This window comes from Devosia sp. WQ 349K1, from assembly GCF_016595685.1.
Taxonomy (GTDB): domain Bacteria; phylum Pseudomonadota; class Alphaproteobacteria; order Rhizobiales; family Devosiaceae; genus Devosia.
Genome location: NZ_JAENGO010000001.1, coordinates 572,592 through 597,802, shown reverse-complemented (window position 1 = coordinate 597,802; position 25,211 = coordinate 572,592). Strand labels below are relative to the sequence as shown.

The 25,211-nt window shown below is 56.7% G+C and carries 42 protein-coding genes and 1 tRNA gene; 24 read left to right on the top strand and 19 right to left on the bottom strand.

Going from position 1 to position 25,211, the window contains the following annotated elements; genetic code table 11:
* Window positions 1-6 precede the first annotated feature (6 nt).
* From JHL21_RS02720 to JHL21_RS02710, 3 genes are all read left to right on the top strand, one after another.
* The gene (locus JHL21_RS02720) at window positions 7-936 is read left to right on the top strand and encodes a TerC family protein (RefSeq protein ID WP_200211790.1); all 930 of its coding nucleotides are present in this window, start codon (window positions 7-9) and stop codon (window positions 934-936) included.
* A complete protein-coding gene (locus JHL21_RS02715) occupies window positions 933-1,901 on the top strand; it encodes a quinone oxidoreductase (RefSeq protein WP_200211789.1) in 969 nt (322 codons plus the stop codon). Before JHL21_RS02720 ends, JHL21_RS02715 begins: the two co-directional genes overlap by 4 nt.
* 60 nt (window positions 1,902-1,961) lie before the next feature.
* Window positions 1,962-2,051, top strand: a tRNA-Ser gene (locus tag JHL21_RS02710).
* Between the two features lie 74 nt (window positions 2,052-2,125).
* Here JHL21_RS02710 and JHL21_RS02705 read toward each other — a convergent pair.
* The 16 genes from JHL21_RS02705 to JHL21_RS02630 all read right to left on the bottom strand — a co-directional run bounded on the left by JHL21_RS02705 (window position 2,126) and on the right by JHL21_RS02630 (window position 10,152).
* Entirely contained in the window at window positions 2,126-2,980 is an 855-nt protein-coding gene (locus tag JHL21_RS02705; protein WP_254081900.1) for a tyrosine-type recombinase/integrase, read from the bottom strand.
* Between the two features lie 115 nt (window positions 2,981-3,095).
* Window positions 3,096-3,344 (bottom strand): hypothetical protein, encoded by a 249-nt coding sequence (locus JHL21_RS02700; protein WP_200211788.1) that lies wholly within the window; start codon window positions 3,342-3,344, stop codon window positions 3,096-3,098.
* A gap of 1 nt (window position 3,345) precedes the next feature.
* Window positions 3,346-4,158: a hypothetical protein gene (locus JHL21_RS17665; protein ID WP_200211786.1), complete on the bottom strand. Its 813-nt coding sequence runs from the start codon at window positions 4,156-4,158 to the stop codon at window positions 3,346-3,348.
* Window positions 4,155-4,454 carry a hypothetical protein gene (locus JHL21_RS02690; RefSeq protein ID WP_200211785.1) on the bottom strand — a complete coding sequence of 100 codons (300 nt, stop codon included), beginning with the start codon at window positions 4,452-4,454 and terminating at the stop codon, window positions 4,155-4,157. The genes JHL21_RS17665 and JHL21_RS02690 overlap by 4 nt, the downstream gene beginning before the upstream one ends.
* Window positions 4,451-4,849 (bottom strand): HNH endonuclease, encoded by a 399-nt coding sequence (locus JHL21_RS02685; protein WP_200211784.1) that lies wholly within the window; start codon window positions 4,847-4,849, stop codon window positions 4,451-4,453. Before JHL21_RS02685 ends, JHL21_RS02690 begins: the two co-directional genes overlap by 4 nt.
* Window positions 4,842-5,060: a hypothetical protein gene (locus JHL21_RS02680; protein ID WP_200211783.1), complete on the bottom strand. Its 219-nt coding sequence runs from the start codon at window positions 5,058-5,060 to the stop codon at window positions 4,842-4,844. Before JHL21_RS02680 ends, JHL21_RS02685 begins: the two co-directional genes overlap by 8 nt.
* A complete protein-coding gene (locus JHL21_RS02675) occupies window positions 5,057-5,329 on the bottom strand; it encodes a hypothetical protein (protein ID WP_200211782.1) in 273 nt (90 codons plus the stop codon). The genes JHL21_RS02680 and JHL21_RS02675 overlap by 4 nt, the downstream gene beginning before the upstream one ends.
* Entirely contained in the window at window positions 5,326-6,171 is an 846-nt protein-coding gene (locus JHL21_RS02670; protein WP_200211780.1) for an HNH endonuclease, read from the bottom strand. The genes JHL21_RS02675 and JHL21_RS02670 overlap by 4 nt, the downstream gene beginning before the upstream one ends.
* Window positions 6,168-6,431, bottom strand: a complete 264-nt coding sequence (locus JHL21_RS02665) for a hypothetical protein (RefSeq protein ID WP_200211779.1) — start codon at window positions 6,429-6,431, stop codon at window positions 6,168-6,170. Before JHL21_RS02665 ends, JHL21_RS02670 begins: the two co-directional genes overlap by 4 nt.
* On the bottom strand, window positions 6,428-7,153 hold the full coding sequence (locus tag JHL21_RS02660; protein WP_200211778.1) for a hypothetical protein: 726 nt from the start codon (window positions 7,151-7,153) through the stop codon (window positions 6,428-6,430). The genes JHL21_RS02665 and JHL21_RS02660 overlap by 4 nt, the downstream gene beginning before the upstream one ends.
* A 2-nt stretch (window positions 7,154-7,155) precedes the next feature.
* A complete protein-coding gene (locus JHL21_RS02655; RefSeq protein WP_200211777.1) occupies window positions 7,156-7,425 on the bottom strand; it encodes a hypothetical protein in 270 nt (89 codons plus the stop codon).
* Window positions 7,426-7,525: 100 nt separating this feature from the next.
* On the bottom strand, window positions 7,526-7,687 hold the full coding sequence (locus JHL21_RS02650) for a hypothetical protein (protein ID WP_200211776.1): 162 nt from the start codon (window positions 7,685-7,687) through the stop codon (window positions 7,526-7,528).
* Between the two features lie 271 nt (window positions 7,688-7,958).
* Complete coding sequence (locus JHL21_RS02645) at window positions 7,959-8,255, bottom strand: hypothetical protein (protein WP_200211774.1); 297 nt, start codon at window positions 8,253-8,255, stop codon at window positions 7,959-7,961.
* Window positions 8,256-8,518: 263 nt separating this feature from the next.
* On the bottom strand, window positions 8,519-8,659 hold the full coding sequence (locus JHL21_RS02640; RefSeq protein WP_200211773.1) for a hypothetical protein: 141 nt from the start codon (window positions 8,657-8,659) through the stop codon (window positions 8,519-8,521).
* Window positions 8,660-8,666: 7 nt separating this feature from the next.
* Complete coding sequence (locus tag JHL21_RS02635; protein ID WP_200211772.1) at window positions 8,667-9,194, bottom strand: hypothetical protein; 528 nt, start codon at window positions 9,192-9,194, stop codon at window positions 8,667-8,669.
* Between the two features lie 229 nt (window positions 9,195-9,423).
* Window positions 9,424-10,152 (bottom strand): XRE family transcriptional regulator, encoded by a 729-nt coding sequence (locus tag JHL21_RS02630; RefSeq protein WP_200211771.1) that lies wholly within the window; start codon window positions 10,150-10,152, stop codon window positions 9,424-9,426.
* Between the two features lie 48 nt (window positions 10,153-10,200).
* Here JHL21_RS02630 and JHL21_RS02625 point away from each other — a divergent pair, with 48 nt between their 5' ends.
* The 10 genes from JHL21_RS02625 to JHL21_RS02580 all read left to right on the top strand — a co-directional run bounded on the left by JHL21_RS02625 (window position 10,201) and on the right by JHL21_RS02580 (window position 15,494).
* On the top strand, window positions 10,201-10,422 hold the full coding sequence (locus JHL21_RS02625; protein WP_200211770.1) for a Cro/CI family transcriptional regulator: 222 nt from the start codon (window positions 10,201-10,203) through the stop codon (window positions 10,420-10,422).
* A complete protein-coding gene (locus JHL21_RS02620) occupies window positions 10,419-10,640 on the top strand; it encodes a hypothetical protein (RefSeq protein ID WP_200211767.1) in 222 nt (73 codons plus the stop codon). The genes JHL21_RS02625 and JHL21_RS02620 overlap by 4 nt, the downstream gene beginning before the upstream one ends.
* Window positions 10,641-10,691: 51 nt before the next feature.
* Window positions 10,692-11,027, top strand: coding sequence for a hypothetical protein (locus JHL21_RS02615; RefSeq protein ID WP_200211766.1), 336 nt, complete (start codon window positions 10,692-10,694; stop codon window positions 11,025-11,027).
* Window positions 11,028-11,039: 12 nt separating this feature from the next.
* Window positions 11,040-11,876 carry a DUF2303 family protein gene (locus JHL21_RS02610; protein ID WP_200211765.1) on the top strand — a complete coding sequence of 279 codons (837 nt, stop codon included), beginning with the start codon at window positions 11,040-11,042 and terminating at the stop codon, window positions 11,874-11,876.
* Between the two features lie 523 nt (window positions 11,877-12,399).
* On the top strand, window positions 12,400-12,816 hold the full coding sequence (locus JHL21_RS02605; RefSeq protein ID WP_254081899.1) for a hypothetical protein: 417 nt from the start codon (window positions 12,400-12,402) through the stop codon (window positions 12,814-12,816).
* Between the two features lie 61 nt (window positions 12,817-12,877).
* A complete protein-coding gene (locus JHL21_RS02600; RefSeq protein WP_182395439.1) occupies window positions 12,878-13,042 on the top strand; it encodes a hypothetical protein in 165 nt (54 codons plus the stop codon).
* The gene (locus JHL21_RS02595; protein ID WP_200211764.1) at window positions 13,035-13,490 is read left to right on the top strand and encodes a helix-turn-helix domain-containing protein; all 456 of its coding nucleotides are present in this window, start codon (window positions 13,035-13,037) and stop codon (window positions 13,488-13,490) included. Before JHL21_RS02600 ends, JHL21_RS02595 begins: the two co-directional genes overlap by 8 nt.
* Complete coding sequence (locus JHL21_RS02590) at window positions 13,487-14,374, top strand: helix-turn-helix domain-containing protein (protein WP_200211763.1); 888 nt, start codon at window positions 13,487-13,489, stop codon at window positions 14,372-14,374. Before JHL21_RS02595 ends, JHL21_RS02590 begins: the two co-directional genes overlap by 4 nt.
* On the top strand, window positions 14,371-14,952 hold the full coding sequence (locus tag JHL21_RS02585; protein ID WP_200211761.1) for a hypothetical protein: 582 nt from the start codon (window positions 14,371-14,373) through the stop codon (window positions 14,950-14,952). The genes JHL21_RS02590 and JHL21_RS02585 overlap by 4 nt, the downstream gene beginning before the upstream one ends.
* Window positions 14,949-15,494, top strand: a complete 546-nt coding sequence (locus JHL21_RS02580) for a hypothetical protein (RefSeq protein WP_200211760.1) — start codon at window positions 14,949-14,951, stop codon at window positions 15,492-15,494. The genes JHL21_RS02585 and JHL21_RS02580 overlap by 4 nt, the downstream gene beginning before the upstream one ends.
* 42 nt (window positions 15,495-15,536) lie before the next feature.
* On the opposite strand, the gene JHL21_RS02575 is transcribed toward JHL21_RS02580, so the two are convergent.
* The 3 genes from JHL21_RS02575 to JHL21_RS02565 form a co-directional block, all read right to left on the bottom strand.
* Complete coding sequence (locus tag JHL21_RS02575) at window positions 15,537-15,713, bottom strand: hypothetical protein (protein ID WP_200211759.1); 177 nt, start codon at window positions 15,711-15,713, stop codon at window positions 15,537-15,539.
* Window positions 15,714-15,909: 196 nt separating this feature from the next.
* Entirely contained in the window at window positions 15,910-16,212 is a 303-nt protein-coding gene (locus tag JHL21_RS17950) for an HU family DNA-binding protein (protein ID WP_200211758.1), read from the bottom strand.
* A gap of 151 nt (window positions 16,213-16,363) precedes the next feature.
* Window positions 16,364-16,576, bottom strand: a complete 213-nt coding sequence (locus tag JHL21_RS02565; RefSeq protein WP_200211757.1) for a hypothetical protein — start codon at window positions 16,574-16,576, stop codon at window positions 16,364-16,366.
* A gap of 974 nt (window positions 16,577-17,550) precedes the next feature.
* Between JHL21_RS02565 and JHL21_RS02560 the strand changes: the two genes are divergently transcribed.
* The 11 genes from JHL21_RS02560 to JHL21_RS02510 all read left to right on the top strand — a co-directional run bounded on the left by JHL21_RS02560 (window position 17,551) and on the right by JHL21_RS02510 (window position 25,168).
* Window positions 17,551-17,871, top strand: coding sequence for a hypothetical protein (locus JHL21_RS02560; RefSeq protein WP_200211756.1), 321 nt, complete (start codon window positions 17,551-17,553; stop codon window positions 17,869-17,871).
* A gap of 231 nt (window positions 17,872-18,102) precedes the next feature.
* Window positions 18,103-18,294 carry a hypothetical protein gene (locus JHL21_RS02555; protein ID WP_200211754.1) on the top strand — a complete coding sequence of 64 codons (192 nt, stop codon included), beginning with the start codon at window positions 18,103-18,105 and terminating at the stop codon, window positions 18,292-18,294.
* 73 nt (window positions 18,295-18,367) lie between these two features.
* Window positions 18,368-18,643 carry a hypothetical protein gene (locus tag JHL21_RS02550; RefSeq protein WP_200211753.1) on the top strand — a complete coding sequence of 92 codons (276 nt, stop codon included), beginning with the start codon at window positions 18,368-18,370 and terminating at the stop codon, window positions 18,641-18,643.
* A gap of 33 nt (window positions 18,644-18,676) precedes the next feature.
* Entirely contained in the window at window positions 18,677-18,874 is a 198-nt protein-coding gene (locus JHL21_RS02545) for a hypothetical protein (RefSeq protein ID WP_200211752.1), read from the top strand.
* Entirely contained in the window at window positions 18,871-19,215 is a 345-nt protein-coding gene (locus JHL21_RS02540; protein ID WP_367948147.1) for an HNH endonuclease, read from the top strand. Before JHL21_RS02545 ends, JHL21_RS02540 begins: the two co-directional genes overlap by 4 nt.
* Complete coding sequence (locus JHL21_RS02535) at window positions 19,212-19,466, top strand: hypothetical protein (protein WP_200211751.1); 255 nt, start codon at window positions 19,212-19,214, stop codon at window positions 19,464-19,466. Before JHL21_RS02540 ends, JHL21_RS02535 begins: the two co-directional genes overlap by 4 nt.
* 121 nt (window positions 19,467-19,587) lie before the next feature.
* Window positions 19,588-20,151, top strand: a complete 564-nt coding sequence (locus JHL21_RS02530; protein ID WP_200211750.1) for a hypothetical protein — start codon at window positions 19,588-19,590, stop codon at window positions 20,149-20,151.
* Window positions 20,152-21,930: a terminase large subunit gene (locus tag JHL21_RS02525; protein ID WP_200211748.1), complete on the top strand. Its 1,779-nt coding sequence runs from the start codon at window positions 20,152-20,154 to the stop codon at window positions 21,928-21,930.
* Window positions 21,927-23,153: a phage portal protein gene (locus tag JHL21_RS02520; RefSeq protein WP_200211747.1), complete on the top strand. Its 1,227-nt coding sequence runs from the start codon at window positions 21,927-21,929 to the stop codon at window positions 23,151-23,153. Before JHL21_RS02525 ends, JHL21_RS02520 begins: the two co-directional genes overlap by 4 nt.
* Complete coding sequence (locus JHL21_RS02515) at window positions 23,143-23,832, top strand: HK97 family phage prohead protease (protein ID WP_200211745.1); 690 nt, start codon at window positions 23,143-23,145, stop codon at window positions 23,830-23,832. The genes JHL21_RS02520 and JHL21_RS02515 overlap by 11 nt, the downstream gene beginning before the upstream one ends.
* Before the next feature lie 112 nt (window positions 23,833-23,944).
* Entirely contained in the window at window positions 23,945-25,168 is a 1,224-nt protein-coding gene (locus tag JHL21_RS02510) for a phage major capsid protein (protein WP_254081935.1), read from the top strand.
* Window positions 25,169-25,211: the final 43 nt, after the last annotated feature.

Genomic DNA, 25,211 nt, shown 5'->3' with positions numbered 1-25,211 from the left:
ACTGCCATGATGGAACTCCTCTCCGATCCCAATGTGTGGATCGCATTTGGTACGCTCACGGTCATGGAGATCGTGCTTGGTATCGACAATATCGTTTTCATCTCTGTGCTGGTTTCGCGCCTACCGCGCGAACAGGCGGAATTTGCGCGAAAGCTCGGGATCGGGCTGGCCCTGGTGTTCCGCATCATCCTGCTGTTCCTGATTTCTTGGATCGTGCAGCTCAAAGATCCAGTGTTTGAAGCCTTCGGGCAGCCGTTCAGCTGGAAGGATATCATCCTGCTCGCCGGTGGTGCGTTCCTCATCTACAAGGCGACGCACGAAATGCATGCTGCCATCGAGGGCGACCATGAGGTGAGCGCTGCGAGTGCGGGAACGGCTACGCTGCAGGCCATTCTGGTGCAGATCGTGATCATCGACATGGTGTTCTCGATCGACTCGATCATCACCGCCGTCGGCATGGTTCCGGCAGATCAGGTGGCGGTTATGGTCGCCGCAGTTCTGGTGGCTGTCGCGGTCATGTTTTTTGCCTCCGGCCCGATCGCAAAGTTTGTGGCTGATCACCCGACGACGAAAATGCTGGCACTGGCCTTCTTGCTGCTGATCGGCGTGACGCTGGTGGCCGACGGCTTGGGCTTCCATATTCCAAAGGGCTACATCTATTCGGCCATGGCCTTCTCGGTGCTGGTCGAGGCGTTCAATGTGTTCGCCAAGCAGCGCAAAACCAAGCGCAGTGGCGGGCATAAGTTTTCGCCCTTTACCGGCAATGTGGGCGGAGTTTCCACCGATGACGCGCTGTCATCTATGGGACAGTCCCACAGCGTGATGCCGTCGCGCCCAGCGCCAGTGAGTGATAAATCTCTACCGCGTTCGACGCCGATTTCGCGGGCGCAGTCGCGCCCGAAATCAGCGCCCCGCAAGCCAAAGGCCCCTAAATGAGTAAAGTCGTCGCCGTCCATGAAACTGGTGGTCCTGAAGTCCTGAAGGTCGAAGACTGGGACATCGGCGCGCCCAAAGCCGGAGAAATCAAAATCCGGCAGACGGCTATCGGCCTCAACTTCATCGACACCTATCAACGGTCGGGGCTGTACCCCGTGCCGCGGCCCTTTGTGGCGGGCAATGAAGCTGCCGGCGTGGTGACAGCGGTGGGCGAGGGCGTCAGCGAATTCCGTGAAGGGGATCGCGTCGCCTATCAGGGTACGGTCGGTGCCTATGCCGAGGAGCGGATTATCGCCGCCAATCGGGTGGTGCCGATCCCCGATGGGGTCGATGATGAGACGGCGGCGGCAGCGCTGCTCAAGGGGCTGACGGCCTACTATCTTCTGTTCAAGACCTGGCCGGTGGCAGGGGGGGAGACCATCCTCTGGCATGCGGCGGCGGGCGGTACGGGGATGATCGGGACGCAATGGGCCAAGGCCCTAGGCGCAACGGTCATCGCCACGGCTGGGGGCGCAGAAAAGGTCGCGAGCGCGCAGCGGTTTTGTGACCATGTTATCGACTATAAGGCGGAGGACTTCGCGCCCCGCGTGAAGGCGCTGACCGGGGGCAGGGGTGTTGATGTCGTTTATGACGGCGTCGGCAAAGCGACGTTTGACGCCTCGCTCGATTGTCTGCGTCCGCGTGGACTGATGGTGAGCTTTGGCAATGCCTCGGGCGTTGTTGCTATCCCGGACCTTGGCGTTTTGGCGCGCAAGGGATCGTTGTATGTGACCCGGCCAACGGGGGCGCATTATTTCGCGGAACGCTCAGCACTGCTCGAAGGGGCGGAGGCGTTGTTTGGCGCGATAGCTAGCGGGGCGATCAAAGTCGAGATCAGCCAGCGCTTTGCGCTGGAGGAGGCTGCGAAAGCCCATTCCGCCCTTGAGTCTCGGGGCACGACGGGATCAGTTATCCTCAAGCCATAGCGAAAAAACGAGAGGGGCTACTGGACAGGCGCGATCCCCCTCGTTAAACGCATTGTCGTCGGGCAGGTGGTAGAGTGGTTGATTGCTCCGGTCTTGAAAACCGGCGAAGGTGCAAGCCTTCCGGGGGTTCGAATCCCTCCCTGCCCGCCATCCCCTAAATCGTTGGCAGCGATATCAACGATTTAGGGGATGGTTAGCCACTCCAAAATCGCCGGTTAGCCATTTTATGTTCGCCCTTTGCTCTGCTGTAGCTTGACCAAAGCTTGGTCTGAAAGGGTGATTTGGTCTGCTGCTGCAGTATAGCGCGAGACCTCTCTATCTGTCTTGTGGCCAGTGATAGCCTTGATCTGTTGGTTGGTGCAGCCAGCCTCTGCAAGCCGTCTTGCTGCGGCCTTGCGCAAGCCGTGATAAGTGCAGCCGTCTAGGCTCGCTTCCTGCACGCGCTTCTGAAACCAATTGCCGAAAGCCTTCGCAGAATGAGGCTTCCCATACTCGGTCATGAGGTAGAGTAAGTCTCCCTCTGGCGCGGCGTCCAGTTCCGCCGCTAGGGCAGGGTGCAAGGGTATCGAAAGATACGCGCCCGTTTTCTCCTGTCGCACATCGATGCGATTGCCCCGCCTATTCTGCTTTCCCATTTGAACGGCGTCTGAACGGCGCTGGCCAGCATAGAGCGCAATATAGAGCGCGCGCCTCGCCTTTGTTCCGGGCCCGTGGGCCTGCTCGTATTGAGTGATCTGATCTTCCGTCCAAGTGTGGAAGCCGTCTCCGTCGATCTTATAGCCTTTGACGCTGATCGTCGGATCATCTCCGCGCCATTCGAGATCAATGGCAAGGCCAAAGATCGCCTTGAGCCTGTCGAGCAGGTGGTTCGCCGCTGATGGCCGGTCCGCCATAGTGCCCAAAATCTCTTTGATGCTTTGGCGTTTGAAGTCTGTCACCAGAGCTTCGCCATAGATTGCGCGGAAGCGGTCTAGAACGCCTTTGTAACCCGCCTTTGTGCTGGCCTTGAGGCCAAGGAACTCAGGGGAGGCGTAGTAGATCGAGATCAGCGCATTCATTGACCCCGGCGTAGCACGCATGGTCTTGGAGGCAATCTTAGGCGCGGCAACGCCAGAACGGCACGCGGCTAGCTCAGCCTCGAACTCGACGGTTCCAGGCTTGTGCTGAAAGTAATAGGTCGCGCGACCTTTAGCTCTAAAGCGTACGTGCCAGTTTCCGTGTCGGTCTTTGAACTCCGTCACGTTTGTCGGCAGCCTGCTCAGTTTGGGCACGGATGATCCTATCGAGTGTGGTTTCTTCTGCTGCTGGCGCTTCGTGAGCCAGCATAACGACGATCTTACCAAAACGATCAATTTCGATGCGTTGCGCTCTTTCGCCTCCGGCTTTGATGCCCTTCACCACTTTCGTGATGTCGCTTTGGGTGAATACGGCGGGTCTAGTCATCTCACTCACCTCTTATAGCTGCTGAGCGGTCGAGACGTTCGATTTCAGCTATGATGAGGGCGCCAGCGCGGACAAGGTCTTGGCGGCGGGTCTTGGGCTTCCACCAGCAACCAAACCAAGGCCACTGCACCGGAGCCACAATCGTACCCGGTCCATCCACCTCGCGCATCGTCAGCTTATCGCCAAGAGCGTAACACCCAGCCGCCGTTGCAAGTTCTCCGTTGGTGTGAGCGTCGTCGTGCTCTGTCGCCCAGCCTTCGGCGCTCATCTGCCGCTGGCGTTCACTCAGCACGTCGCGCGCGGCCTGAGAGGCTTGTCGCGCTGGCCCACCTCCCATAGCTGCTGTGAGGACGCGGCGGAGAGCTGCCGCCTCCGGGGTGTGAAAAAGTGCACGGCTGTAGTTTCCGCCACATGCTGGCGCGTATTTAGCCGCAGCAAAACAAAGACGCTCCACCATCTCCTCAGTGATCTCACTCACTGGTGCAGGTGTGGTTTCGAGGGCGGAGAGGCGGGCGTGAAGCTGCGCTAGGGCGTTGCCCGGCTTCGAATGGCCGGCCTTGAGGATAACCTTTTCGGCGTCAACTTCGTGCGGGCATTGCAGCACTGCGTTGAAAGCTGCTTCCCCGCCCGGAAACCTATCCAGCACTGACTGCAATGGATTGGAGGCGGTAGCAAAAGCCCGGATCGTCGTGGCGGCTTCACGGAATAGGTCTGAACCTGCCTGATCAAAGCCCTCTGGCCATGCCGATGGGTTCTCGACGCGGTAAGAGAGCTTGTCCGCAAGCTGTGAGAGTGCGTTTGCCTTGTCGGTCATGCCGCCACCTCATCAGCCCAAACCAGTTTGCGGTCGCCGTTAGCGTCGAGGTCGGCCTTCATGTCAGCAAGCGCGGCCTCCATGTCCTCTCGGGTTTCGTAATCGAAATCGACCGGATCATTCTCGCCATAAGCAAGGAACTGCTCATGCTGAGCTATCGCGTCCGATAAGGACGGCGCGTGCTCTTCGCACAGCCATGGTCCATCCGAGAAGGCGTAGTGCGGCTCGGTGCCGGGGAATGACTTGCCGCAATGTTCGCAAGTCAGAAGGTCTTCGTTGTCGATCTTGTCGGTCATACCTGTTCACTCTTCCTGATGAGAGGGCGGGTTGCTGAGCGTTGGTTGTTGCCGCTGCCAAGAGGGCGGGAGGCCCATTTGGAGTGTGGGCGAATGCCAAGATGCTTGTCCGAGACGCGCTTGGCCTTTGCCTGCATTGGCACGTCGAACGAACTGGTTTTGAAGCGGTGGCAGGTTTTGCAGGTAGCCACGCAGTTCTCCAGCGTGTCGCTACCCTTGTCAGTTGCTGGGGCAGGGTAGTGATCGTATTCAACACCCGCGCTTAGTGGCGCATTGCATCGCTGTCCTGGCGGAAGGCCATAGACTTCACCGACAGCCTCACACAGATCCTGAGAGCGGTGGCGTGCTTCGCGCTTGGTTCCTTTGCTGAACTCGTAGCGTTTGGATCTAGCCATTGAGTGCCTCCCGCTCGCCATACGCTGTCAGCTTGAACATTGGCGGTGCGCCATCTTCAGCTGAAACAGAGAGGAATTTCTTGCGGACTAGGCCGTTGAGGGTGTCCATGATGAAGGGTTCAGTGCACGCGTCTTGGCTTGGGCAGTACGAACCGCCGCAGCGCTGCACCATTGCGAGCGCGTTGCGTTCGGTTTGATTTGGCTTCCTCATTGCTGCAGCCCCTTGGCGGCGCGGTACTCGCTGGGAGAAATCACTCGGCCGTCAGTTGCGTGCCAGGTCAAACTGCCATTCTCAAAGGCGAAGGTGCCGTCGAAGAACAAGCCTGTGCCTTCGGTAATGAAGCGCTCAATCTGATCGGGATTAGCATAGAGGCATGATATGATCTGGCCCGCAGTTTCAACGGCGCCCGTGTTTGACTGCCAGCCGACAGCGCTTGATACCTCAGCAATTTTGTTCAAAAGCTCTAGTGCGGTGGTCATGCTGCCTTCTCCCGCTTTTGCTTGATCGCATGATCGATCTTCGCAACCGTCAGGATGGCCGGCTTCAACTCAGCCGGCGCACTGTCATATGCGATGGTCCTAGATGCCTTCCCGCCATTGAGGCGAGGTAGCAGGCCGCGTGAAATCAACTCCCAATTTGATGGATCGGTATTGAGCTTGTTTCCGTCCAGGCATTTGAGGCAGTGCCCTTTTGGGATCGGACCGTTGATCTGCTCCCAGAGGTAGACGTGCTTGTGCACAGGGCGGGTCTTTGCGCCGGTCCATGGGTTCACTTCATCCACGATCAGGACGACGTAGCCGTCCTTGCTGTCGATGCGCTCATGACCAGGCCCGCGATAAGTGTGCGAGATGTTGCCCTTCTTGAACTGGGTCTTCCGGGCATTTGGGTGACGCCCGCCTACACCGTCCGGGCAGCGCTTCCCTTTGTTGTGCGAGACATTGCCTTTAGCGAATTGGCCGGTCCTGCCAGTCTTCCATCCCATGCGCTTGCGCAGGGCGTGAAGGTTCTGCGGGCGGACGTCTTCACGCGGGAAGGCTGTGACGAATTCGCGGTGGTAATCGCTGATCGGCAGTAGGCTGTTCTCTTTGAGCCAGGCCATCTCTTCGGGGCTAAACTTGCGGTGGCGCCCTTTGTATCGGTCGCCCTCCCGCCCGGTCTTCCAGCCCTTACGCTTGCGAAGGCCATGCAGGTTCAATGCCGACACATCGTCTCGGCCAAACATGGCCACGAAGGCCCGGTGATAGTCGCTGATCACCATCATGCGGTTGGCCTCAAGCCACTGCATCTCAGCGTCGGAATAGGGGATAGAGCGGCGCTTCATTCTTCGCTGGCCTCCACCGTCACCGACTTGCCGATCAGCCCAGACAGGGCCGGGCGGAAGCGGTCGCCGTGCTGAGCCACGAAGACAGAGGCCTTGTAGGTCAGGTCTGCATTCCGAATGATGTTGTCAGCAACAGCGACAATGGCCGCGCCGCGCTTCGCTTCGACTTCGATCTGCTCCGGCGTGAGATCTTCGTCAGACAGACGCTCAAGCTGGGCGAAGAGGTGGTCATTCAGGTCAGCAAGTTTGTTCTTGGTCATGCTGCAGCTCCATTGAGTGCATCCACGTTTCCGCGGTGGACAGTGAAGGTGTAGGCAGCGACGAAGGGGTTGGCGTCCCAAGAGCCGGGGCCGTTGATGAGGTCCCATACGGCGGCGTAGAGGAAGCGCGCGCGGTCATTGGGGCTGAATATGTGTGTTGTCGCGTAGAGGACGCGTTCTTCTGGGTTCAACACAGCGTCGGCGGTGGCCAGCGTCATGCCCTCAGCGATTGCATCTTCTTCGCTGATATCCTGCAGCCGCTGAACTTTGACGCCTGCGACCTTGAGGGCAATGCGCGAGAACTCGCGGGGCATGTGGATCGATGGCCACCACCCGTCGATAGCTTCGACGTTATCAGCTCTGTAGAAGATCTCTTCTTGGTACATGCGGGATCGCGCATCGGCGATTGTCCACCCATGTGTCATGCGGGCAGTCCAAGTCTCACGCACCCAGAGCGTGTCGCCCTTAGCGATCGGCAGCTTGAACCAGTCAGGACCTTGCTGATTGTACTCATCCCACCAACACCAGTGCACCTGGTCGTCGTGCAGGGCGATGTATGGCTCATCACGGGTTTTGTTTACCCACGACTGGCCGCGCGGTGGATTGGGGTTGCCTTGATAGTCACTCGGCTGCGGCTTGATTACCCGGCGCGTCTGCGTCTTCGTGCCATCGAGCAGCGATCGGACCATCGGTGCAGAGAATAGGATCGGTTTAATGCCCATGACTATCTCCAGCGTTCATAGGGAGAGTCCGAGCGGACGTAGCCGGACCATTCAAGCGCTTCCGATTTGCTCGGGTCGGGCTGGGGGCGAGAGAACACTAGAGGCGGTGGCACAGTGCCGGCCGCTTGGTGTGAAGAGAGTTCAGCGATGCGCATAGCTTGGTCGCTGTCCGCGTGACGTGTCGCTGCCAAATTGTAGATGTCGAAGCTGGAAACGTGGTCGGCGCTCTTAGTCTTTTCCTGAGCTTCAGCGAGCTTTTGCTGCCAGTTCATCAGATCAACTCCCAAGGAAATGCCCCGAAACGAAGCCAAAAGGCGGCGCTAAAGGTGACGGCGATGTGGGTGAGTAAGAAGCAAGTCCTGTAGTAGAGCGTCATGATCCGCCCTCAAGATTGTCGTGGTTCAGATCGGTGTTGCCTTCAGCAGCCTGACGGGCCTCTGTGTCCTTGATCTTCTCCATGGCGCGCTCTTGGGCTGACTGCGGTACCGGACCAGCAAAGCCTAGTTCGCCTGGCTGGCGTGGGCGGTTGAACATCTCCTCTGCCAAAGCCAGCGTTGCATCGGAGCGCGCTTGTCTTTCGGCAGGATCGATCTCAGGTCGGCGCCCGGCTGACGGTTTCTTGAAAAGAACGTTCGTTAGGTGGCTGCTGCCGCGATGCGTGCGTAGTCCTCGTGTGCCGGCCATTCGATAATTCGGCGGGTGCCTATTAAGCTGCTCAGTCTTCCGACTTCGCCCCGCCGTCCCTTCGTTGGAAATAACCATTCAGGACTGCTGACCGGGGAGGGCGATCAGCAGGGAGGAAGGGTCAGGCGGCTTGCGGGAGGGTGTGACGAGGCAGGAAACAGCCGCCGAGATGGCCAGTGGTGCGGTCTACGTGGCGCGAGATGCCGCCGATATCGTGCAGAAAGTTGAAATCGTCGGCCGCAATGAGGCGGTCCCAATCGATTGGACGATTGCCGTTCACGCCGTCTGCAGCGGTCAGATCCATCATCAGATTGATACGCTCATATCCGCTACGAGCGGCTGGCGGTGTCATTTGCTCGTAGCGCTCAGCAGCCTTCGCGGCTTGATCGGAGTTCTTGCTGAAATGCGGTCCGTTCATTCTCTTCATCCTCCTATTGAGCCGATCTGCCGGGGGCGTCTTCGGGCTCGGTTGATGAAGTTATGAAAGCATATCTTTCATCCACTTTCAATACAAAAGAAAGCAAATCTTTCATTCCAGTGCTTGTGGAGTCACTGCGTCGCGGTAGTCGCACATGTACAGATACGAAAAAGCCTCGCCGGTCAGGGCGAGGCTAATTGAAATGAAAAACCCCGCCGAAGCGGGGTCAATAGGCCGCCCGGGGTGGGCAGTGATTTAAAAAGTCACGCGGCTTTACGAGTATCCGCGGAAATCACGTGGTTCGAAATGAAGAAGGACGTTCGCTTGAAAGCATCGATTCCCATTTCGTTGATAGCCTGTTCAATGGCGATTTTGAGTGTCATCTCATTTTTAGTCATCGTCATGATCCCCTCATTCCTTGGTGATGTATAGCCACGAACCACGCGACTGTACAGATCGGTAAATCTGGGCGCCGCTTAGCTGCTTACCAACTGCAGCAAAAAACTGGACGTCAGCAGGACTACGCAAATGGAACTTAATATGATTGGCGCGCAGTGTTGCATCATCATCTGAATAAACTATTACGCCGCTCAAGATTGTGAAGAGAACGTCCGAGTACTCGGAAAGCGGCATGTCAGTTAGATCAAATTTAGGTGATAACAATATGTGTCTAACACGGAGAACTGGGCCGTCATAACCAGGTATTCTGGCGTGATTGAGCATGCAGACCGCGCCAAAGCTCCCGTCATTTGACTGTGCGGCGTACAACGCTGTATTGGGGCCATCTTTTTCGGTAATCTGTTGAAAAACCGAGACCGGAATGTCGGAAAAAATTTCGAAATCCTCTCCGAGTTCTTCCGCTTCTTCTCGCCACGCATTCAATAAGTCGTCGTAAGTTGGTCCGCCCCTATCAAGTCGGATAAAGTCGTATTGTGTCATTTGTAGAATCGTCTGCCCCAGCAACGTATACTACTGTCATTATTGGTAATGGTGGGGGATTAGCAATGCTGATGTTGAACAGTGTTGCGTGCGTGTGCTTGATTGCTGCTTCAATCAATCGATGACGTGCGGGTATGCCGGTCTTAAATATTAAATGGAATCAATATCTGGTGCGTCGCGTGGTGCAGCGTTTAGTGACAGTTCTTATGCGTTCGACTGTCCATTTTCGCTATTTTCGCCACTGAAACCAACCTATGATCCGTCCATATACGCGAACTTCGTCCCGTAGTAGACGGTCAGTAGGGTAGCGTTCGTTGTTATCCGAAATGACATCAATATGCGGCGTGCGCGGCACTAGACGAAGACGCTTAACGACTAGGCCGTCCCCCGCATCGAGCGCATATATGTCGTCTGGCGGTAACTGGTTCTGTTCCGTGTCAACGAATACTACCGAACCGCCAGCAAGTGTCGGCTCCATGCTGTCTCCACGAACTTCCCAAGCATAGACCCCGCGTCCATTGCGGAACGCGCTCACCATGTATTCCGGGAACGTCCAATATCCACGCAGTTGGTCGGGATCAGTAGGCATGCCGTTGTCCACGCCACTGATGACTTCCAGTAGCCCGCCGCCGCCAAGAGATCCGAACAGGTTCAAGTCTGGAATTCGCACCAGGCTCGAAGGGCGGGGGATCGGCGCCACGTTCTGCGACGGGTCCATGTCGCCGCGGCCGGTGGCAAGCCACTCGTAAGATACGCCGGTGCGCTCGCTGATCAGTTCAAGGTTCTCTTCCTTGATACCCTGATCGCGCTCCCAGTTTCCCACTGCTCCCCGAGTTACGCCGCCAAGCATGTCGGCGAACGCAGTTTGCGTGAGCTGGAGTTTCTGCCGAACGGCGAGGATTCGAGAGCCTTTGGTTTTCATGAAGCGAATAATGGCGAAAGCGCTCCTTTCACGCACTGAAAGTTATGCTTGCATTGGAGTGAAAGAAATGCTTTCATTCCGTTTATGGAAACAGCACTTGAACGAGCAAAAGAGGCGCTTGGCGGTCCTGCGGGGCTTGCGAAAGCACTTGGCAACATCACGTCGCAGGCGATCTCCCAGTGGAGGCAGGTGCCCCATGATCGGGTGATCGATGTGGAGCGCGTTACCGGCATCTCACGCCATGAGCTGCGCCCCGATCTTTCAAAGATCTTCGTCAACACCGCTCCAGAGCGGGTGGACGCATGACCCTCGCCATTCGCACCAGCAGCACCCGCATGAAGCTTGCCCACGAGGCCAAGACCATGCGCCGCGTCGTCCCTAAGGCCGGTGACAAATTCCTGCACTGGTCGGGCGGCTTTCTCACCGACGATCCCAAACAAGCTTGGTCTGGCTCTGTTGAACAAGCGCGGAACTGCCGCCGTGTGTTCGACGCTGCCGCTGGCTGCAAGATGGCCGAAGCTTAGGCCCCCGCAATTCCACTCTGAAAATTCTGAACGGCTCAATAGGAGGAAATCTTGAGTTCTATCCAGAACATCATCGCCGAAGCTGATCGCGGGCAATTGCTCACCGATGCAGACTTCGCAATCGAAGAAATACTGACAGCGCTCAACGACGACTACGAGCGATCCGGCGAAGTCACGATCAAGATCAAGTTCAAGACCAAGAATGGCGCTGTGCAGATTTTGCCTGAGCTGAACCACAAGCTCAGCAAGCCAGAGCGCGTCACCACACTGATGTTCCTCACCGGGGATGGGGAGCTTTCGCGGCGCGATCCTCGCCAGCCGGTCATGCCGTCCGTTTCGGACGCCGATGAACTTAATCGCCGCCGCGATGCAAAAACCGCCAGCTAAGGAAATCGGCACATGACCAACCCACAAACTACACGCGGCGACGTAGAAGTCGCTTTGGAAGCAATTGAGGCTTCGTATCTTTCGCCTGCGATGAAGGCCCCCAATGGTGATGATTACTATTTCATCGGGGACGGTTTGAGGCTGCAGAATATACCGGCCTTGAACCCTGTGCTCCCAGCGCGCGTGGCGCAGTCGGAGACTGTTGTCGAACCTGCATCCTTCATCGACTACATCACTATGTTTAAGACCTCGACTGCCATCTGTAAGGCGTCGTTGTCGCGAAATCAGATCGTTGCAGTGCTCGACTATCATGGCCGCGCTCGGGAAGGGGCCGACCACGCCTTGCCGCAGCCGCAGACGCATCTGGCCACTCTGCAGTGCCCCTTCGACCTCGACTATGCCAAGTGGCGTAAGGTAATCGGCCAGCCACTCGGGCAACATGCTTTCGCAGAGCTTCTGGAAGACATGGTTCACACGATTTCTGAACCGCCAGTGGCAGACCTGATGGACGCTATCAACGACCTCAAGATTGACCGTGAAGTACGCTTCAAGTCGGGAAGAAACGACAGAAACGGCACTGTTCAGATCACTTATGAAGAGGTCGATAGCGAAGGTCAGCGCAGCGACGGCAGGGTAGCTCTTCCGCAAGAAGTGAAGATCGTTGTTCCCATCTTCCAAGGCGGCGGACTGATCCAGCTCGACGCAAAGCTCCGCTATCGGATGGATAAAGGCACCATAGCCTTCATCATTGCGGTTCCCGGCTTGGACAAGCTTGAGCGCGATGAATTCCGCCGCATTGGCGAGGACGTGCGGAACAAGACCAACACTCCGGTTTTCTACACAGCTTGATCTCAAACGGCACTGATCAGGGGCGGTTTCTGCCTCTGATCGGCCGTGAACTGGAAGCTCGGAAATGCAATCGCATAAACACACGATCATCATGCTGACCTCGACAGTCTTCTCGTGGACGCTACTCGTCGTCGTCTTCGCCTTCATCCTCACAGCAATCGGCGGGACCAATTAATGGTCCTCGCTCTCAACCACGACTGCCAGCAAGGGCACCACGCGATAGACGCGCAGGTGAGTGCCTTTCCTCGTCGTCGTAACGACAGCTATTCCCATTCGGCTCGCGTTTCCCCCCCGCGCAGCCGTGGGGCCGGTGCGTTTTCCTCCTCCCTCGCACTGGCCCAACCCTTTTCGCTGAGCGCGCTTTCCGCTGCTCGCGTCCGATTTTCCCAAGCCATTGGCACCGGCCTCCAGCTTGGGAAACAAGAGTATCAGCTTGCTTCTCAATTCATCGCTGATCTCAACCACGCCGCGTCTCCTCTCGTACCCACGTCCTTGGGGCCTTTGGACAGTGAAACGAGAGGAGTTGGATTTGTCAGATTATGCGTTGGAGTTTTCAGAAATGTCTGAGCTCGCATTCGTGCAGAATGCTTTGCACTCACTTGTAGCCCCACCATCCATCTCTAGCGACATGGGGGCTCGCATCCGCTTTGCCGCCAGCAAACTGGGGTGGTCTTTTTCAAGAACAAGAACGTGTTGGTACGGCGATGAGCGCGTTGCTCTCCGCCCTGCTGAATTGCGCAAAATCGAGCATTTCACTGGAGTTGTTTATGACCCCGAACGGACCGGTCACGGCAGGAGGGAGCTTGCGGAAATTGATGCACTCATGTCGAGAGCCGAAGCCCTCTTGGAGCGCGGCGATGAGGATTTCTATCGCTCGTTCGTTGCTGGGCTCAGCGCGTACCTTGGCGCTTTTGATCGCGCCAGAACTCAAGACAGGTGAGGGGCAGTAAGCCCCCCCACTAACTGCCGCCAAACCAACCTAACCCCGAGGAGGGAAGTGAATGAACCTGTCAGCTCCCGCCCAATCCACCAAAGCTTACCAGCGTAAGCAGCAGTGCATGCACGCCGAGCTAGAGGCCTTCGTGAAAGCGAAAGCTGGCCGTAGCCAGGCGAAAGTCAAAGCTGCGATCAAGCGCGCGGCCATCAAAGGGCAGGGGCATGTTTAACCTCAGCACTCATGCCCAACTGCCGACGCCTGAACAACGGCGCCAGCATAGCGCCGCGCTGGCGGCCAAGGTGCGCCTCGGCGTGATCAGGGCAAAGCCAGTTGCGCGCCAGAAGGCCATTCCCAAACCACGAGACATCTTACTGGTTACACCGGTGCTGACGACAGTCGAGCCGTGCCTGCCCGAGCCACCTCTGTTTAAGGCCGGGCAATGGAAGGTGATCATTCGAGATATCTGCAAGAAGTACGAAATTCATCTGGCTGATCTGATGAGTATCAGGCGCGATCGCGCAACGGTCCGTGCACGGCATGAAGCCATGTTTCGCATGCGCGTGGAGACTACGATGTCGATGCCCGAGATTGGCCGGCGACTTGGCGGCCGCGACCACACAACTGTTCTTCACGGCATAAAGCAGCACACGAAGCGCATGGAGGCTCAGCAGCCATGAGCCACGACGCAACGAACTGGGCTGTTAAGCAGAAGGGGCTGCGTCCGATCGCGAAGATCGTTCTCTGGCACCTCGCTGACTGTCACAACCCTGTTCACGGCTGTTACCCAACACAAGAATATCTCGCCAGCGAAGCGGAGGTCAGTCGCGCTTCGGTAAATCGCATCCTCGCTGAGCTCGAGCAGAAGGGCGTCATTCGCCGCGAACAGCAGGTCGATAAGGATACTCGACGCCAGCTTCCGACCCGCTATCGGCTAGCGTTTGAAGCTGGCTTTGAACCACTAGATGTTGTGGCCCGTGTCTCAGATTGCGACACGGAAAAAAGCGACGAGCCGTGTCTCAAAAATGACGAAAGCCGTGTCTCAAAATCGGCAGTATCCGTGTCTCACAGCTCTGAGACACTAACCAGTAATAGAACCAGTAAGGGAACCGGTAACGCGCTGCGCGCAGCAAGCGAGCAGGTTTCGTTTGATGATGTTTGGAATGCTTACCCACGTCGGCCCATGACGAACCAATCAGAGGCAGAAGCTGCCTTCAAGACCATCGACGTCGAAAGCCATGGCCGCGTTCTCGTCGCTGCCAAACGTTATCACCAGTGGCACATCGAAGACGCCCAGGCCCGCAAGGTCGATCCTGTGTCGCAGCTAGAGTTTCGAGTTGGTCTCGGCAAGTGGCTGCGCTCTGGTCAATGGGTTGAGGCGCTGACCTTGCCGCTCAAGTCCGATCCCGTTCCGGCGACTGCCGAAGGCCTCGTCGTTCTTCCGCCTGATCATCCCGACTTCATCGCCGTTGAGCGCCTGCGTGGTCGCAAGGTCTTCATTGGGCAGTCTGGCAAGGCAACGTTCCGCATCGAAGAAATCGAACAGGCGAGGGCAGCAGCATGACCGTCATAGCCTCGAACTTCGAGCGCAAGGCAAACGACCTCTATCAGACAGAGCCTTGGGCAACGGAAGTGTTGCTGCGTCACTTCCCGATGGCAGGCTTGCACGTCTGGGAGCCCGCTGCGGGTAATCACATGATGGCTGATGTGTTGAAGGCAAGTGGCGCAAAGGTCTTCACTTCCGATATCGCAACTTACGACCGCGTGCATGATAACAACTTCGACTTCCTCGCTGGCTTTCACGCAGGACCGTCAGACTTCTTCGGTGCGATCATCACGAATCCTCCCTACGGCAAGGGAAATCGTGACGCAGTGAAGTTTGCAGAGCTGGCGCTTGAGCGTTGCGACGGCATGGTCGCCTTGCTGCTCACCGCCAAGTTCGACTTCGGGAAAACGCGCCGGCACCTCTTTCAAAACAATCCTCGCTTCATGGCTAAGATCGCATTGCTCGACCGAGTTTCATGGGCGGGCAATGGCGAAACCGGAACCGAAGATCACGCTTGGTACGTGTGGGGCCCTGGCTCCTACGGCACAGCCAAAATGCTTTACGGCGGCAAACAGGTCGAAGGGGAAGATCGATGAGCCAGCAGAGTGCTAAACGGATTATCGCCGCTCGCTTGATCCAAGACCCTTCGATGAGTGACGCGGAATACTACCATCAGCGTCAGATCAAATCCGGGCCGAACGTTGGCAAGGTGATGGTCCAGTTCAACCTTGTCGAATACATCGGCGGGCTGGCACGGCTTGAGGGCGTCTCAGAGCTTCAGATCATGGCGGCAGCGAAGTATCGCAACGCATACGAGCGAGCTCAGATCGGCGGGGCTAGGGCGGTGGACTATGAAGCGGTTAAGGTGGACACCAGCGGGCCGCGGGAGGATGTTTTGACGCTCTCGGTTGCAGACGCGCTAGAAACCTACCGCCGCGCGGCACAGTTTCTTGGCCTAACGAGATCATCCCATATTGAGCGCGTGGTTTGCCACGACCAACCGCTGACAAGTCGCACTATGGGGGCGAGAGAGCGGTCGCGAGCAAAAGAAGAGCTATTAGCAACGCTTGAGGATTTAGCAGGTCACTTCAAACTCAAAATGGTGGCTAAAAACACTCAGCAAGCTGTGAGACCATAGATGCGGAGGGCCAAGGGTCCTCCGTCCGTTGTGATTTAGCGTTTAGCTGCGTTTCTGGCCCGTTTTAGTGTCTTCAGAAGGCTTGTCATTCCTTTCGCTGCCGGCGGAACCTTTCTCATCACGGTTCTTAACGCCAGAGTCAGCTTGCTTGGCATGATCTCCAGACTTGGCTTGATCGTTGGCAGAAACATTGCGTTTGTCTGAGTCTGAGTTAGCCATGGTATCTTCCTCCTATAAGTGCCTATTCTTGAGCACGGTCAGCAATGGGCCAATAGGGAAAGTGTTCCAATAAATGCGTGATAGCCGAACACTATCAGGTGATGCAGTGTTTTTGGCCGTAGTGCCATTTGCGACTGGATATGATTTTGCAGTATTGAGGTGAAATAGATAATGACCCTAAGTTTAATTGTAGGGTTTATTTGCTTTGGGCTATTTTGATCTTGTTTTGTAAGGCGGCGCTCGGCCTGAAAACCACTACTCTACGTGGTGCTATTGTCGCAGTTTCAAGTGTTCGGGGGTTCCGTCCCAAGCGCGCCAGCCTGGAGCGCACCTCGAATGTTCCGAACGAAGTTAGCTTAACAAGCTGATCGTCGATGATTGCGTTACCTATCATCTCGATCGCTCGGCTCACGATGCTTTTCGCTTCATCTCTGTCGACGTAGGAAGCTGCATACGCCACTTCAGTTAGCTGTTCGCGAGTGACCGTTTTTAAGGGCATGAGCTTGGACTCTGATAGGGGGCAGGTTTGGGGGGACCAGGTTATGAAATCTATGGCCCATTTTAGGCGAGGGGCATTTTCGCGCTTAAAATGGAGACATATCAGAAGGCTAGGCTAACGGGCGTTGAAGTGAGGCGTTTCGCAAGAGAGCTCAATTCGAGGGCGATAGGCTAGGCGCAAAGAAAGCTTCAATTGCCTGATAAATAGCTTCGAGCTCGGTGTCTGAAACCTCAGCGCTCACCGTCTCTCCATCGGTAGACAGAGCTAAGACGATGAGAGTTTCGTTCGGCTCGTCGGCAACAAGATCCGTGTTGAACTCGAAGGGAGGAAATTCTGCACTTAAATAGGCATCTAGGTCGCCCAATTTGCCTCCTCGGCCAAAATAGGCTTTCTCCCAGCGGCGCGGCAAAACTACTCCAATTTTCGGTCTTTTCGACAATTCACAAAACCCATTCAAACTTATCGAACGGGTAAACTCTCAGCAGAAAGAAATGATCCACGTGCACAAGCTCTTAACGCTGAGGGGCACTCCCTCTCTCGCATAGGGGCTCCAGGATCACGTTATTTAGCTGGGGTAGATTAGCGTCACAGTCACGTGGAGACAGCATGTTGGCCTGACGCGTACATCGCCTCACGTGATGGTGGTCATGCGCCGTCAACGGCATCGCCATTTGCGCCTTTCGCCCGTATCAAGGCATCTAAATGGCCAAGTTTTTTCGAGCAGTTCGAACACTGAACTTGCTGGTTCAAACTTACTCCCTCGATGTGCATTTTGTTCTGTTTGTTGCAGTGAGGGCAATTGACGGTAACGACAGGCATTGCGCGTTCCTTTATCGCTGTGGCCGCTCAGGACGCCTTAATAGGCACCAAGACTAACTATTCCGCGGAACTTCACGCTAAAGTAGATCCCGGCAGCAAACGAACCTTACGCCTAGGATCACTCAGTGGCGAGTCGATTAAGTGGGGGCGAATTTCGGTATGCGTGCTTAGTTTCTGCAGTCATGACCAGAACGCTTCTTTTTTCATTGTAGTCAGAAGTTGTGATCTGAAGCGCCTTATACGTTATAAGCACACAATTCTTTGTCTCGCCTGCTGGATCTAGCAAAGTGCGTACAAGGCAAAAGTGCGTGGCGCTGCTTGACAGCGGGGCACGGACAAGTATGATTCAGGTATTAGCGGTAAATGCGCCAAGCGATTTTGCTTTAGTGATTTGAATTGCTGAAGTTTTGATGTTTGGCACTTTCGAGGGGCACGCCAAAGGTGTAGGCCGCTAACTTAAAGGCAGTTGCTTCGGCGACTGCCTTCTTCTTTGGGTAATCACACAACATAGAGGCAACCATGCACATTCGCTCCTTCATTGGTGCGGCGCTGCTTGGCCTTGCGATGATGGCTTCTGCGCCCATCGCCATGGCAGACCCAGCGCCTGACATCTGCGTTCTCGAACTGCCCTCTGAAAACTTCCTCGAAACTGCGGCCCCTGAATTCCAGGCTCCGGCTTTTGCTATCTGCGAGCACAAAGCGCTCCCGGCATCTCACGCCTTCCTCAGTCCGGACGGCGATGATGAAGATGCCGCTCATCCTCGCTTCGTGACATTCCCGGCTAAGCTCGACTTTGTCAGTGCGCGCCTTCATTACGATCCGGGCCGATTACTGGCTTAGCCACCGGCGATTGAATACGGACGGCCCGCTTCATCGCGGGTCGCCCTGTTTTTCCGGCTTCTGTCTCAGAGGCTCGATAAGCAGGTAAGTGCATTGAACCGCAGGGACGGGCGGTTACGCATACTCCTTTGCACTGATACGGCTCCCCCGGCCTGCTGACACTATCGAGCGGGTATCTTCAACAGCTTCTGCAAACACTGTCCCGCTCGAAACCCTATTGGAGAAGCGACCATGAAAGCTCGTGCGACCACGCAAAAGCTCGGCCTTGGCATGACAACCGATGAAGGTGCCTTCTTCCCAAAGGTTGACGGCAAGCCGGTTGGGGAAAATGGGCAGGCCTTCTGGTCGACGCGCGCCGAGGCACAACGTGTCGCCAATCGCTTCCTTACCAAATTGATCGAGAGCGAGAAGATCCCGGCCTAACCCTCATCCGCAGCGTGCGCAGTCTCGCGTCATACCGGTGGGATGCCGGTGATCAATTCATGGAGTGATGAGCATGGCCGCACAAGTAAGCCGCAACCGCATTCGTCTGCACATCGGCGGCTATGACCTCATGCATCGCGACAGCGCGGGCAACTTGGTGCTCGTCGCGTACCATCCGCGAGGAAGTGCAACTTGGCACTGGTCGGTGGTTCTGGCGAAATGTGGCGGCAGCACAATCATCAGCCGCGCTGCGGATCGTCAGGGCCAGTGGCACGACTACTACCGGCTCCCGTTCGGACTTAGCATCATTGTTAGCCAGCAGGACTGGCACAAGCATCGCCCCGCCTAACAGGATGCCGGTAATCAGTTTCAGGAGAGCATCGTGGAAGCAGGGTTCTTCTTCATCCTCGTTGGCCTCGCTCTAGGGTTTGCCCTAGGAGTGCTCTGGGCTGGTGTTGATATGCTTCTGGGCATGCAGACGCTCTCAGAACCTCGCTTTGTAGGCCTGGTGTTGGTCAGCGCGGTCATCACGCCAATTGCTTTGGCCGCTGTCGCGCTCTGGTCGGAGTTTCGTGGGTGATCCAAGTACTGAAGCCTCGGCTGTCCGCCCTTCCTCCCAAGCTCAAGACCACAAGAGAGATCAGAGACAAGCGCTACAGTGCCGATGCTACAGTCCGCAGCTGGTATCACTCAGCTCGCTGGCAGAAGCTCCGAGATGCAGTGCTTGTCCGTGACCTTTACACATGCCAGCAGACAGGCGTGCTGCTCATCGGTGCGCACCCTGCGCCCAACAGCCCAGTGGTTGACCACGTGGTCCCGCATCGAGGCGATGAGCGGCTGTTCTGGGATGTCGACAATCTGCAGGCTGTGAGTAAGGCCTACCACGATAGCGACAAGCGCAAGATGGAGATGCAGCTATGAGCAAGCTCAACACCAAAGAGGTGCATGAGCGCCGTGTTCGCCGCATCCTCGACCGGCATGAGCTCGAGTCCATCATCGGTCATATGGTGCACCACGAGATACGTGATGAACACGGACCAGACGATGATGTTGATGCTGTCGACTACAAGCTGACTTTCGAGGACGAGACCGAAGGGTCGCCGCCTTACAAGGTCGGCACTAGGTGCATCGTCGATGTCATCGAGCGGCTGAAGCGGCCCGGGCAACCCTGACCCAGCCAGGGGGGTATCCGAAGTCTGGGAAGCCTCGTCTTTCTGGACCCACGTCGCCCTCACGCAGAGATTTTTTTGCTGGCTGAAAATCGAGGGTGCGAACCAAGGCGCGTACAGACCCATGACTGACAAAAAAAGCGCCATCGACTGGGCCTCTATTCGAAAGGAATTTGAGGCTGGAAAGCAGAGTATCCGGGCGATTGCCAAGTGGTACAAGATTTCCGATGCCGCGATCCGCAAGCAGGCCAAAAAGCACGGTTGGAAGGTTGCGAACCAAAGCCAAAGTTCGCACCAAACGCAAAGTGCGAACCAGTCCTCTGTGGACCTCACGCCAGCGGAGCAGACGAAGGTTGAGGACGTCATCGGTCGCGGCCGAAATATTGCCGAGCGCCTGCTTGATGAGCTCAGCGCCGAGACGCTTCATAAGGGTGAGATGGAAGTCATCATCCAGCTCAACGAAACTGACCCAGATCGCATCAGTGCCCTCAAACAGGCGGTGAGCCTTCCGACCAGGGCGAAGACTTTGCAGACAATCGCGCTGGCGCTGAAGACTATGGGCGAAACAGCGGCAGAGACCGCGAAGGGCAAGAAACAGCAACGACAGGCCGCAGCCGACGCAGCAACAGCTCCGGGCAATCGGTTTGCCCCTCGACAGGCACCTCGTCTGGTGGCGGACAACACTTAAATGCCAAACTGGAGCACTGCCTGCCTTGACTGGGAGACACGAATAGTCGCCCAGCGATCGCTGATACCGTTCACCCCGCTGTTCCAAAGCGAAGCCGAACACGCGCTGGAGGTTTTCAAATCTCTGCGTGTCGTCGATCTGCCCGGGCAGCCGACGTTCGGTGAGGTCAGCGACCAGTGGGTGTTCGACTTCGTTGCAGCCATCTTTGGCGCCAACGATCCGGAAACAGGCAAGCAGCTCATCACCGAGTTCTTTCTGCTGATCAGTAAGAAGAACACCAAATCCACGATCGCTGCGGCGATCATGTTGACGGCCCTGATCGTAAATTGGCGAGCTAATGAGGAAATCCTCATCTTGGCGCCAACGATCGAGGTTGCGCAGAACGCTTACAAGCCAGCGGCCGCCATGGTGCGGGCCGATCCTGAGTTGGACGCGAATGCTGGCGAGAATGGTTTCCTGCACGTTCAGGACCATCTTCGGACCATAACGCACTTGAGCAACAAGGCCGCGCTGAAAGTCGTCGCGGCCGACACCGATACGGTTTCCGGGAAAAAGGCCGGCCGCATCTTCATCGACGAGCTTTGGGTCTTCGGAAAGCGGCCCAATGCCGACGCAATGCTCCGAGAGGCTACGGGCGGGTTGGTGTCGCGGCCTGAAGGCTTTGTGATTTACGCTTCGACGCAGAGCGACGAGCCGCCAGCGGGCGTGTTCAAGGCTAAGCTCGACTATGCGCGCCAAGTGCGAGACGGGCAGGTTGTCGATCCTCAGTTCTTGCCGGTTCTCTACGAATTCCCTGAGCAGATGCTCAAGGACAAGGCTTATGAAGAGGCATCCAATTTCTATGTGACTAACCCTAATCTGGGGCGGTCAGTTAGCCAGCAGTGGCTTGAGCGCGAGTTCATCAAGGAGAAGACAGGCGAGGGTAGTGGCCTCCAAACCTTCCTCGCCAAGCATCTCAACGTCGAGATAGGTCTCAACCTGCGGGCAAACCGCTGGCCCGGCGCGGACCACTGGGCAGAAGCTAAGGACACCGAGCTTGGCGCGCTTGGTCATTACGAAGCGCTGGAGCGGTTGCTGGAGCGAAGCGAAGTGGCTGTGGTGGGTATCGATGGCGGTGGCCTTGATGACCTTTTCGGGCTTTCAGTCCTTGGCCGAGAGCCTGCCGAGATCGAAGTCGAATTTGAAATCGACGGGGTTAAGTCCACTCGACGAATGAAGCGTTGGCTAAGCTGGTCTCATGCTTGGTGCCACAAGGGCCTATTCAAGCTCCGGCCCAAACTGGTTACGCGGCTCGAAACACTTCAGGCAGCGCGCGAACTGACGGTGCTGGATGATCCACTCGGCGACGTTGCCACGATCATCGAGCATATCACTCGGATCAAAGACATGGGATTGCTTGGCGGTGTAGCAGTTGACGCTTCTGGCTTAGGCGAAATGGAAGATGCCCTCGACGAGATCGAGGTCACTCAGGAAGCTGGCCTGCTCGTTGCTGCGCCGCAAGGTGGCTGGATGATGAGCAGTATTAAGGGCGCTGAACGCCGCCTTGCTTCTGGGCTGCTCAAACACTCCGGCGGCCCGCTGATGAACTGGTGTGTGCCGAACCTGAAAATTGAACCGACAGCAACAGGCATTCGAGCCACCAAGCAATCAGCTGGTGACGCGAAGATCGACCCGGCCATGGCGATGTTTAACGCGGTGACGCTGATGTCACGAAACCCCCAGGCGCGTACTGGCGGATCTCTGAACGACTATTTGAGCAGTCTCACGGGGGCAGCATGAACCGAGTAAAGGCCGCGCTGCTCACCCTCATCAAGGGGACGCCGCTATCTCTCAGAGATCCCACGCATTGGCGGAACCGAGACGAGGACACAATCACTGGCGTTGCCATGACGGAAAACGCTGTTCTAGGGCTGTCTACAGCGTGGGCGTGTGTGAATTTGCTGGTAGGAACGCAGGCATCTTTGCCTGTAATGGTCTACCGCGCTGCAAAGGACGGCTCGCGCGAGCTGGCTAAAGATCACCCTCTCTACAGGGTGCTTCATGACAGCCCGAACAGTCAGCAGACGGCCTTGGATTTCTGGGAATTTGTTTGCGCTAGCCTCGAATTGCGGGGTAACGGCTACGCCCGCAAGGTCAAAAATAAGGGCAAAGTCGTCGGTTTGGTGCCGATTTATCCTGATCTGATGTCGGTGCGGCAACTATCAGGTGGTCGGATCGGCTATCGTTGGACGCTCGACGGTAAGAGCTATGACGAAACGGACGAAACAGTCCTCCACATTCGCGGTTTCGGGGGGAGCCCTCTCGGCGGCCTATCTACCCTCGAATACGGGCGCAAGACATTCGATCTAGCCACCGGTATCAACGCCTCGGCTACCCAAACCTTTAAGAATGGCCTGCGACCCAACGTTGTTGTCGCGTTCAAAGAGTTTTTGACGCCCGCGCAGCGTAAAGATGTCGAAGATGCGCTCGCGGCAAAGTACCAGGGCGCGATGAACGCAGGGCGTCCTTTCATTGCAGAGGGCGGCCAAACGGTTTCGACTATTTCGATGAAGCCTGAAGACGCCCAGATGTTGGAGTCTCGCGCTTTCTCGGTCGAGGAAATCTGCCGTCTGTTCGGTGTGCCGCCACACATGGTCGGGCATACCGAGAAGTCGACCAGTTGGGGCACTGGTATCGAGCAGCAGACGCTGGGCTTTGTCAAATTCACCCTTCGCCGCCGCCTTAAGCGCATTGAACAGGCTTTGCAGAAGCAATTGCTCACTGCCGACGACGTGGCGCGGGGTATTACCATCGAATTCAACCTTGAGGGCCTGCTACGCGGCGATAGCGCCGGTCGGTCGGCTTTCTACGGCTCTGCGCTCAACAACGGATGGATGACCATCAACGAAGTGCGTGCGCTCGAAAATCTTCCACCTGTCGAGGGCGGTGAGGTGCCGAGAATGCAGTCGCAGAACGTCCCAATCACTCAGGCCGGGGCTCAGGAGACAGAAGATGCAGTTTAAAGACGCTGGCTTAAGCTTGGCCCATTCTGCCCCAGTCCTGCAGATCAAGGCACTTAAGGATGACGGTGAGTTTGAAGGGTACGGATCAACGTTTGGCGGCGAACCCGACAGCTATGGAGATGTCGTAGCGCCCGGTGCTTTCGCGGAAAGCCTAGCATCGCACAAAGCGGCCGGAACCATGCCAAAGCTGTTCTGGCAACATCAGCGTGACGAGCCAATAGGCAAATGGGTTGAGGCTTTCGAGGACGAGAAAGGCCTGTTCATGCGAGGGCGTCTGAATATGGACGTTCAGCGCGCTCGCGAAGCGCATTCGTTACTCAAGAACGGCGATATTGACGGCCTGTCCATCGGCTATCGCATTAAAGAATACAAGGTCGATACAGAAACGGGCGTTTGGACGCTCGAAAAGCTCGATCTTAAAGAAGTTTCTGTGGTGAGCATCGGTGCCAATGAGAACGCGCGCATTACCAGCGTGAAGGCGTTCAAGGCCGCTCATCAATTGACGGATAAGCTCAAGGCCGGGGACCGGCTTACTGAGCGCGAATTTGAGACTTGGCTCAAGGGATTGGGCTTCTCGAATTCGGAGGCAGAGCGTGCCGCGCGCGTCTGCCTTAAGGGGCAGGGGGAACCTGCCGCTGCGGATGATGGACTTGCATTCTTGCTGGCCCTGAAAGGCTAACCCCTACAACCCACTTTGGAGCTTTTCCATGAAAACCAACCGAATTGCCCTTATGGGCAGCGCGGCGCTTCTTGGCGCCATGACCCCCGCCGAAAAGTCCATGGGCCGCTTTATGCGTGCCCCTGACCACGACGGCGGGCCCAGCAAAACTGCTGCACAGCTTGCGGCAGAAGTTAAGTCCGAGTTCCAGCAGTCGCTGGATAAGGTCAAAGAAATCGCTGAAACGGCCCTTGGCGAAGCCAAGAAATCTGGCGAAATCAGCACCTCCATCAAGACGCAGGCCGACGAAGCGCTGATCAAGATGAATGGACTGAACGAGCAGCTTTCTCAGCTCGAACAGCGCGTTGCTGAAGGTGCAGGTGGCGGCGACGAGCGTGCCAAGTCGTTCGGCGAGCAGTTCGCCGAAGACGAGAAGGTTAAGGCCTTCATGGCACAGGCCACTCCTCGCGGGCGAATTGACTTCCAAGCTAAGGCCACGCTGACCTCACTCACCACTGATGCTGGCGGCTCAGTCGGCGACGGCATTCAGAACACACGCCTCTCAGGCATACAGGCATTGCCTCAGCGCCGCATGACAGTTCGTGATCTGATCTCGCCCGGCCAGATGGACGGAAGCACTCTTGAATTCGTTCAGGAAACCGGCTTCACGAACAACGCCGGAATGGTTGCGGAAGGAGCTGCAAAGCCAGGTTCAGACATCAAGCTCGATCTGAAAAACACATCGGCTAAGGTCATCGCGCACTGGATGAAGGCTTCGCGTCAGGTCCTCAGTGATATTCCCCAGCTTCGCTCAATCATCGATCAGCGTCTCCTTTATGGTCTTGCCTTCAAGGAAGAAGGGCAGCTCCTGAATGGCGACGGCACCGGCCAGAACCTGCTCGGCATTATCCCGCAGGCAACCTCTTATTCGGCACCGATCACCCTCACCAGCCCAACCAGCATTGATCTGATGCGCTTGGCTATGCTGCAGGCAGCGCTTGCTGAATACCCTGCAACCGGCCACGTGATGCACCCGACAGATTGGGCGTGGATTGAAACCCTTAAGGACGCTGGTGGAAACTACATTATCGGCAATCCGCAGGGGTCGATTTCGCCAACCCTTTGGGGTCTGCCGGTAGTGACCACGCAGGCAATTGCTGTCGACAAGTTCCTGACCGGCGCCTTCAAGCTTGGTGCTCAGGTCTTCGACCGTTGGCAGGCTCGCGTCGAAGTGGCCACAGAGAACGAAGACGACTTCATCAAGAACCTCGTCACCGTCCTCGCAGAAGAGCGCCTCGCCCTGGCTGTCTATCGTCCGGAAGCGTTCATCTACGGCGACTTTGGACGCGTTTCGTAAGTCGTTCGGTTGATCACGAAAGGCGGGGCTCTGGCTCCGCCTT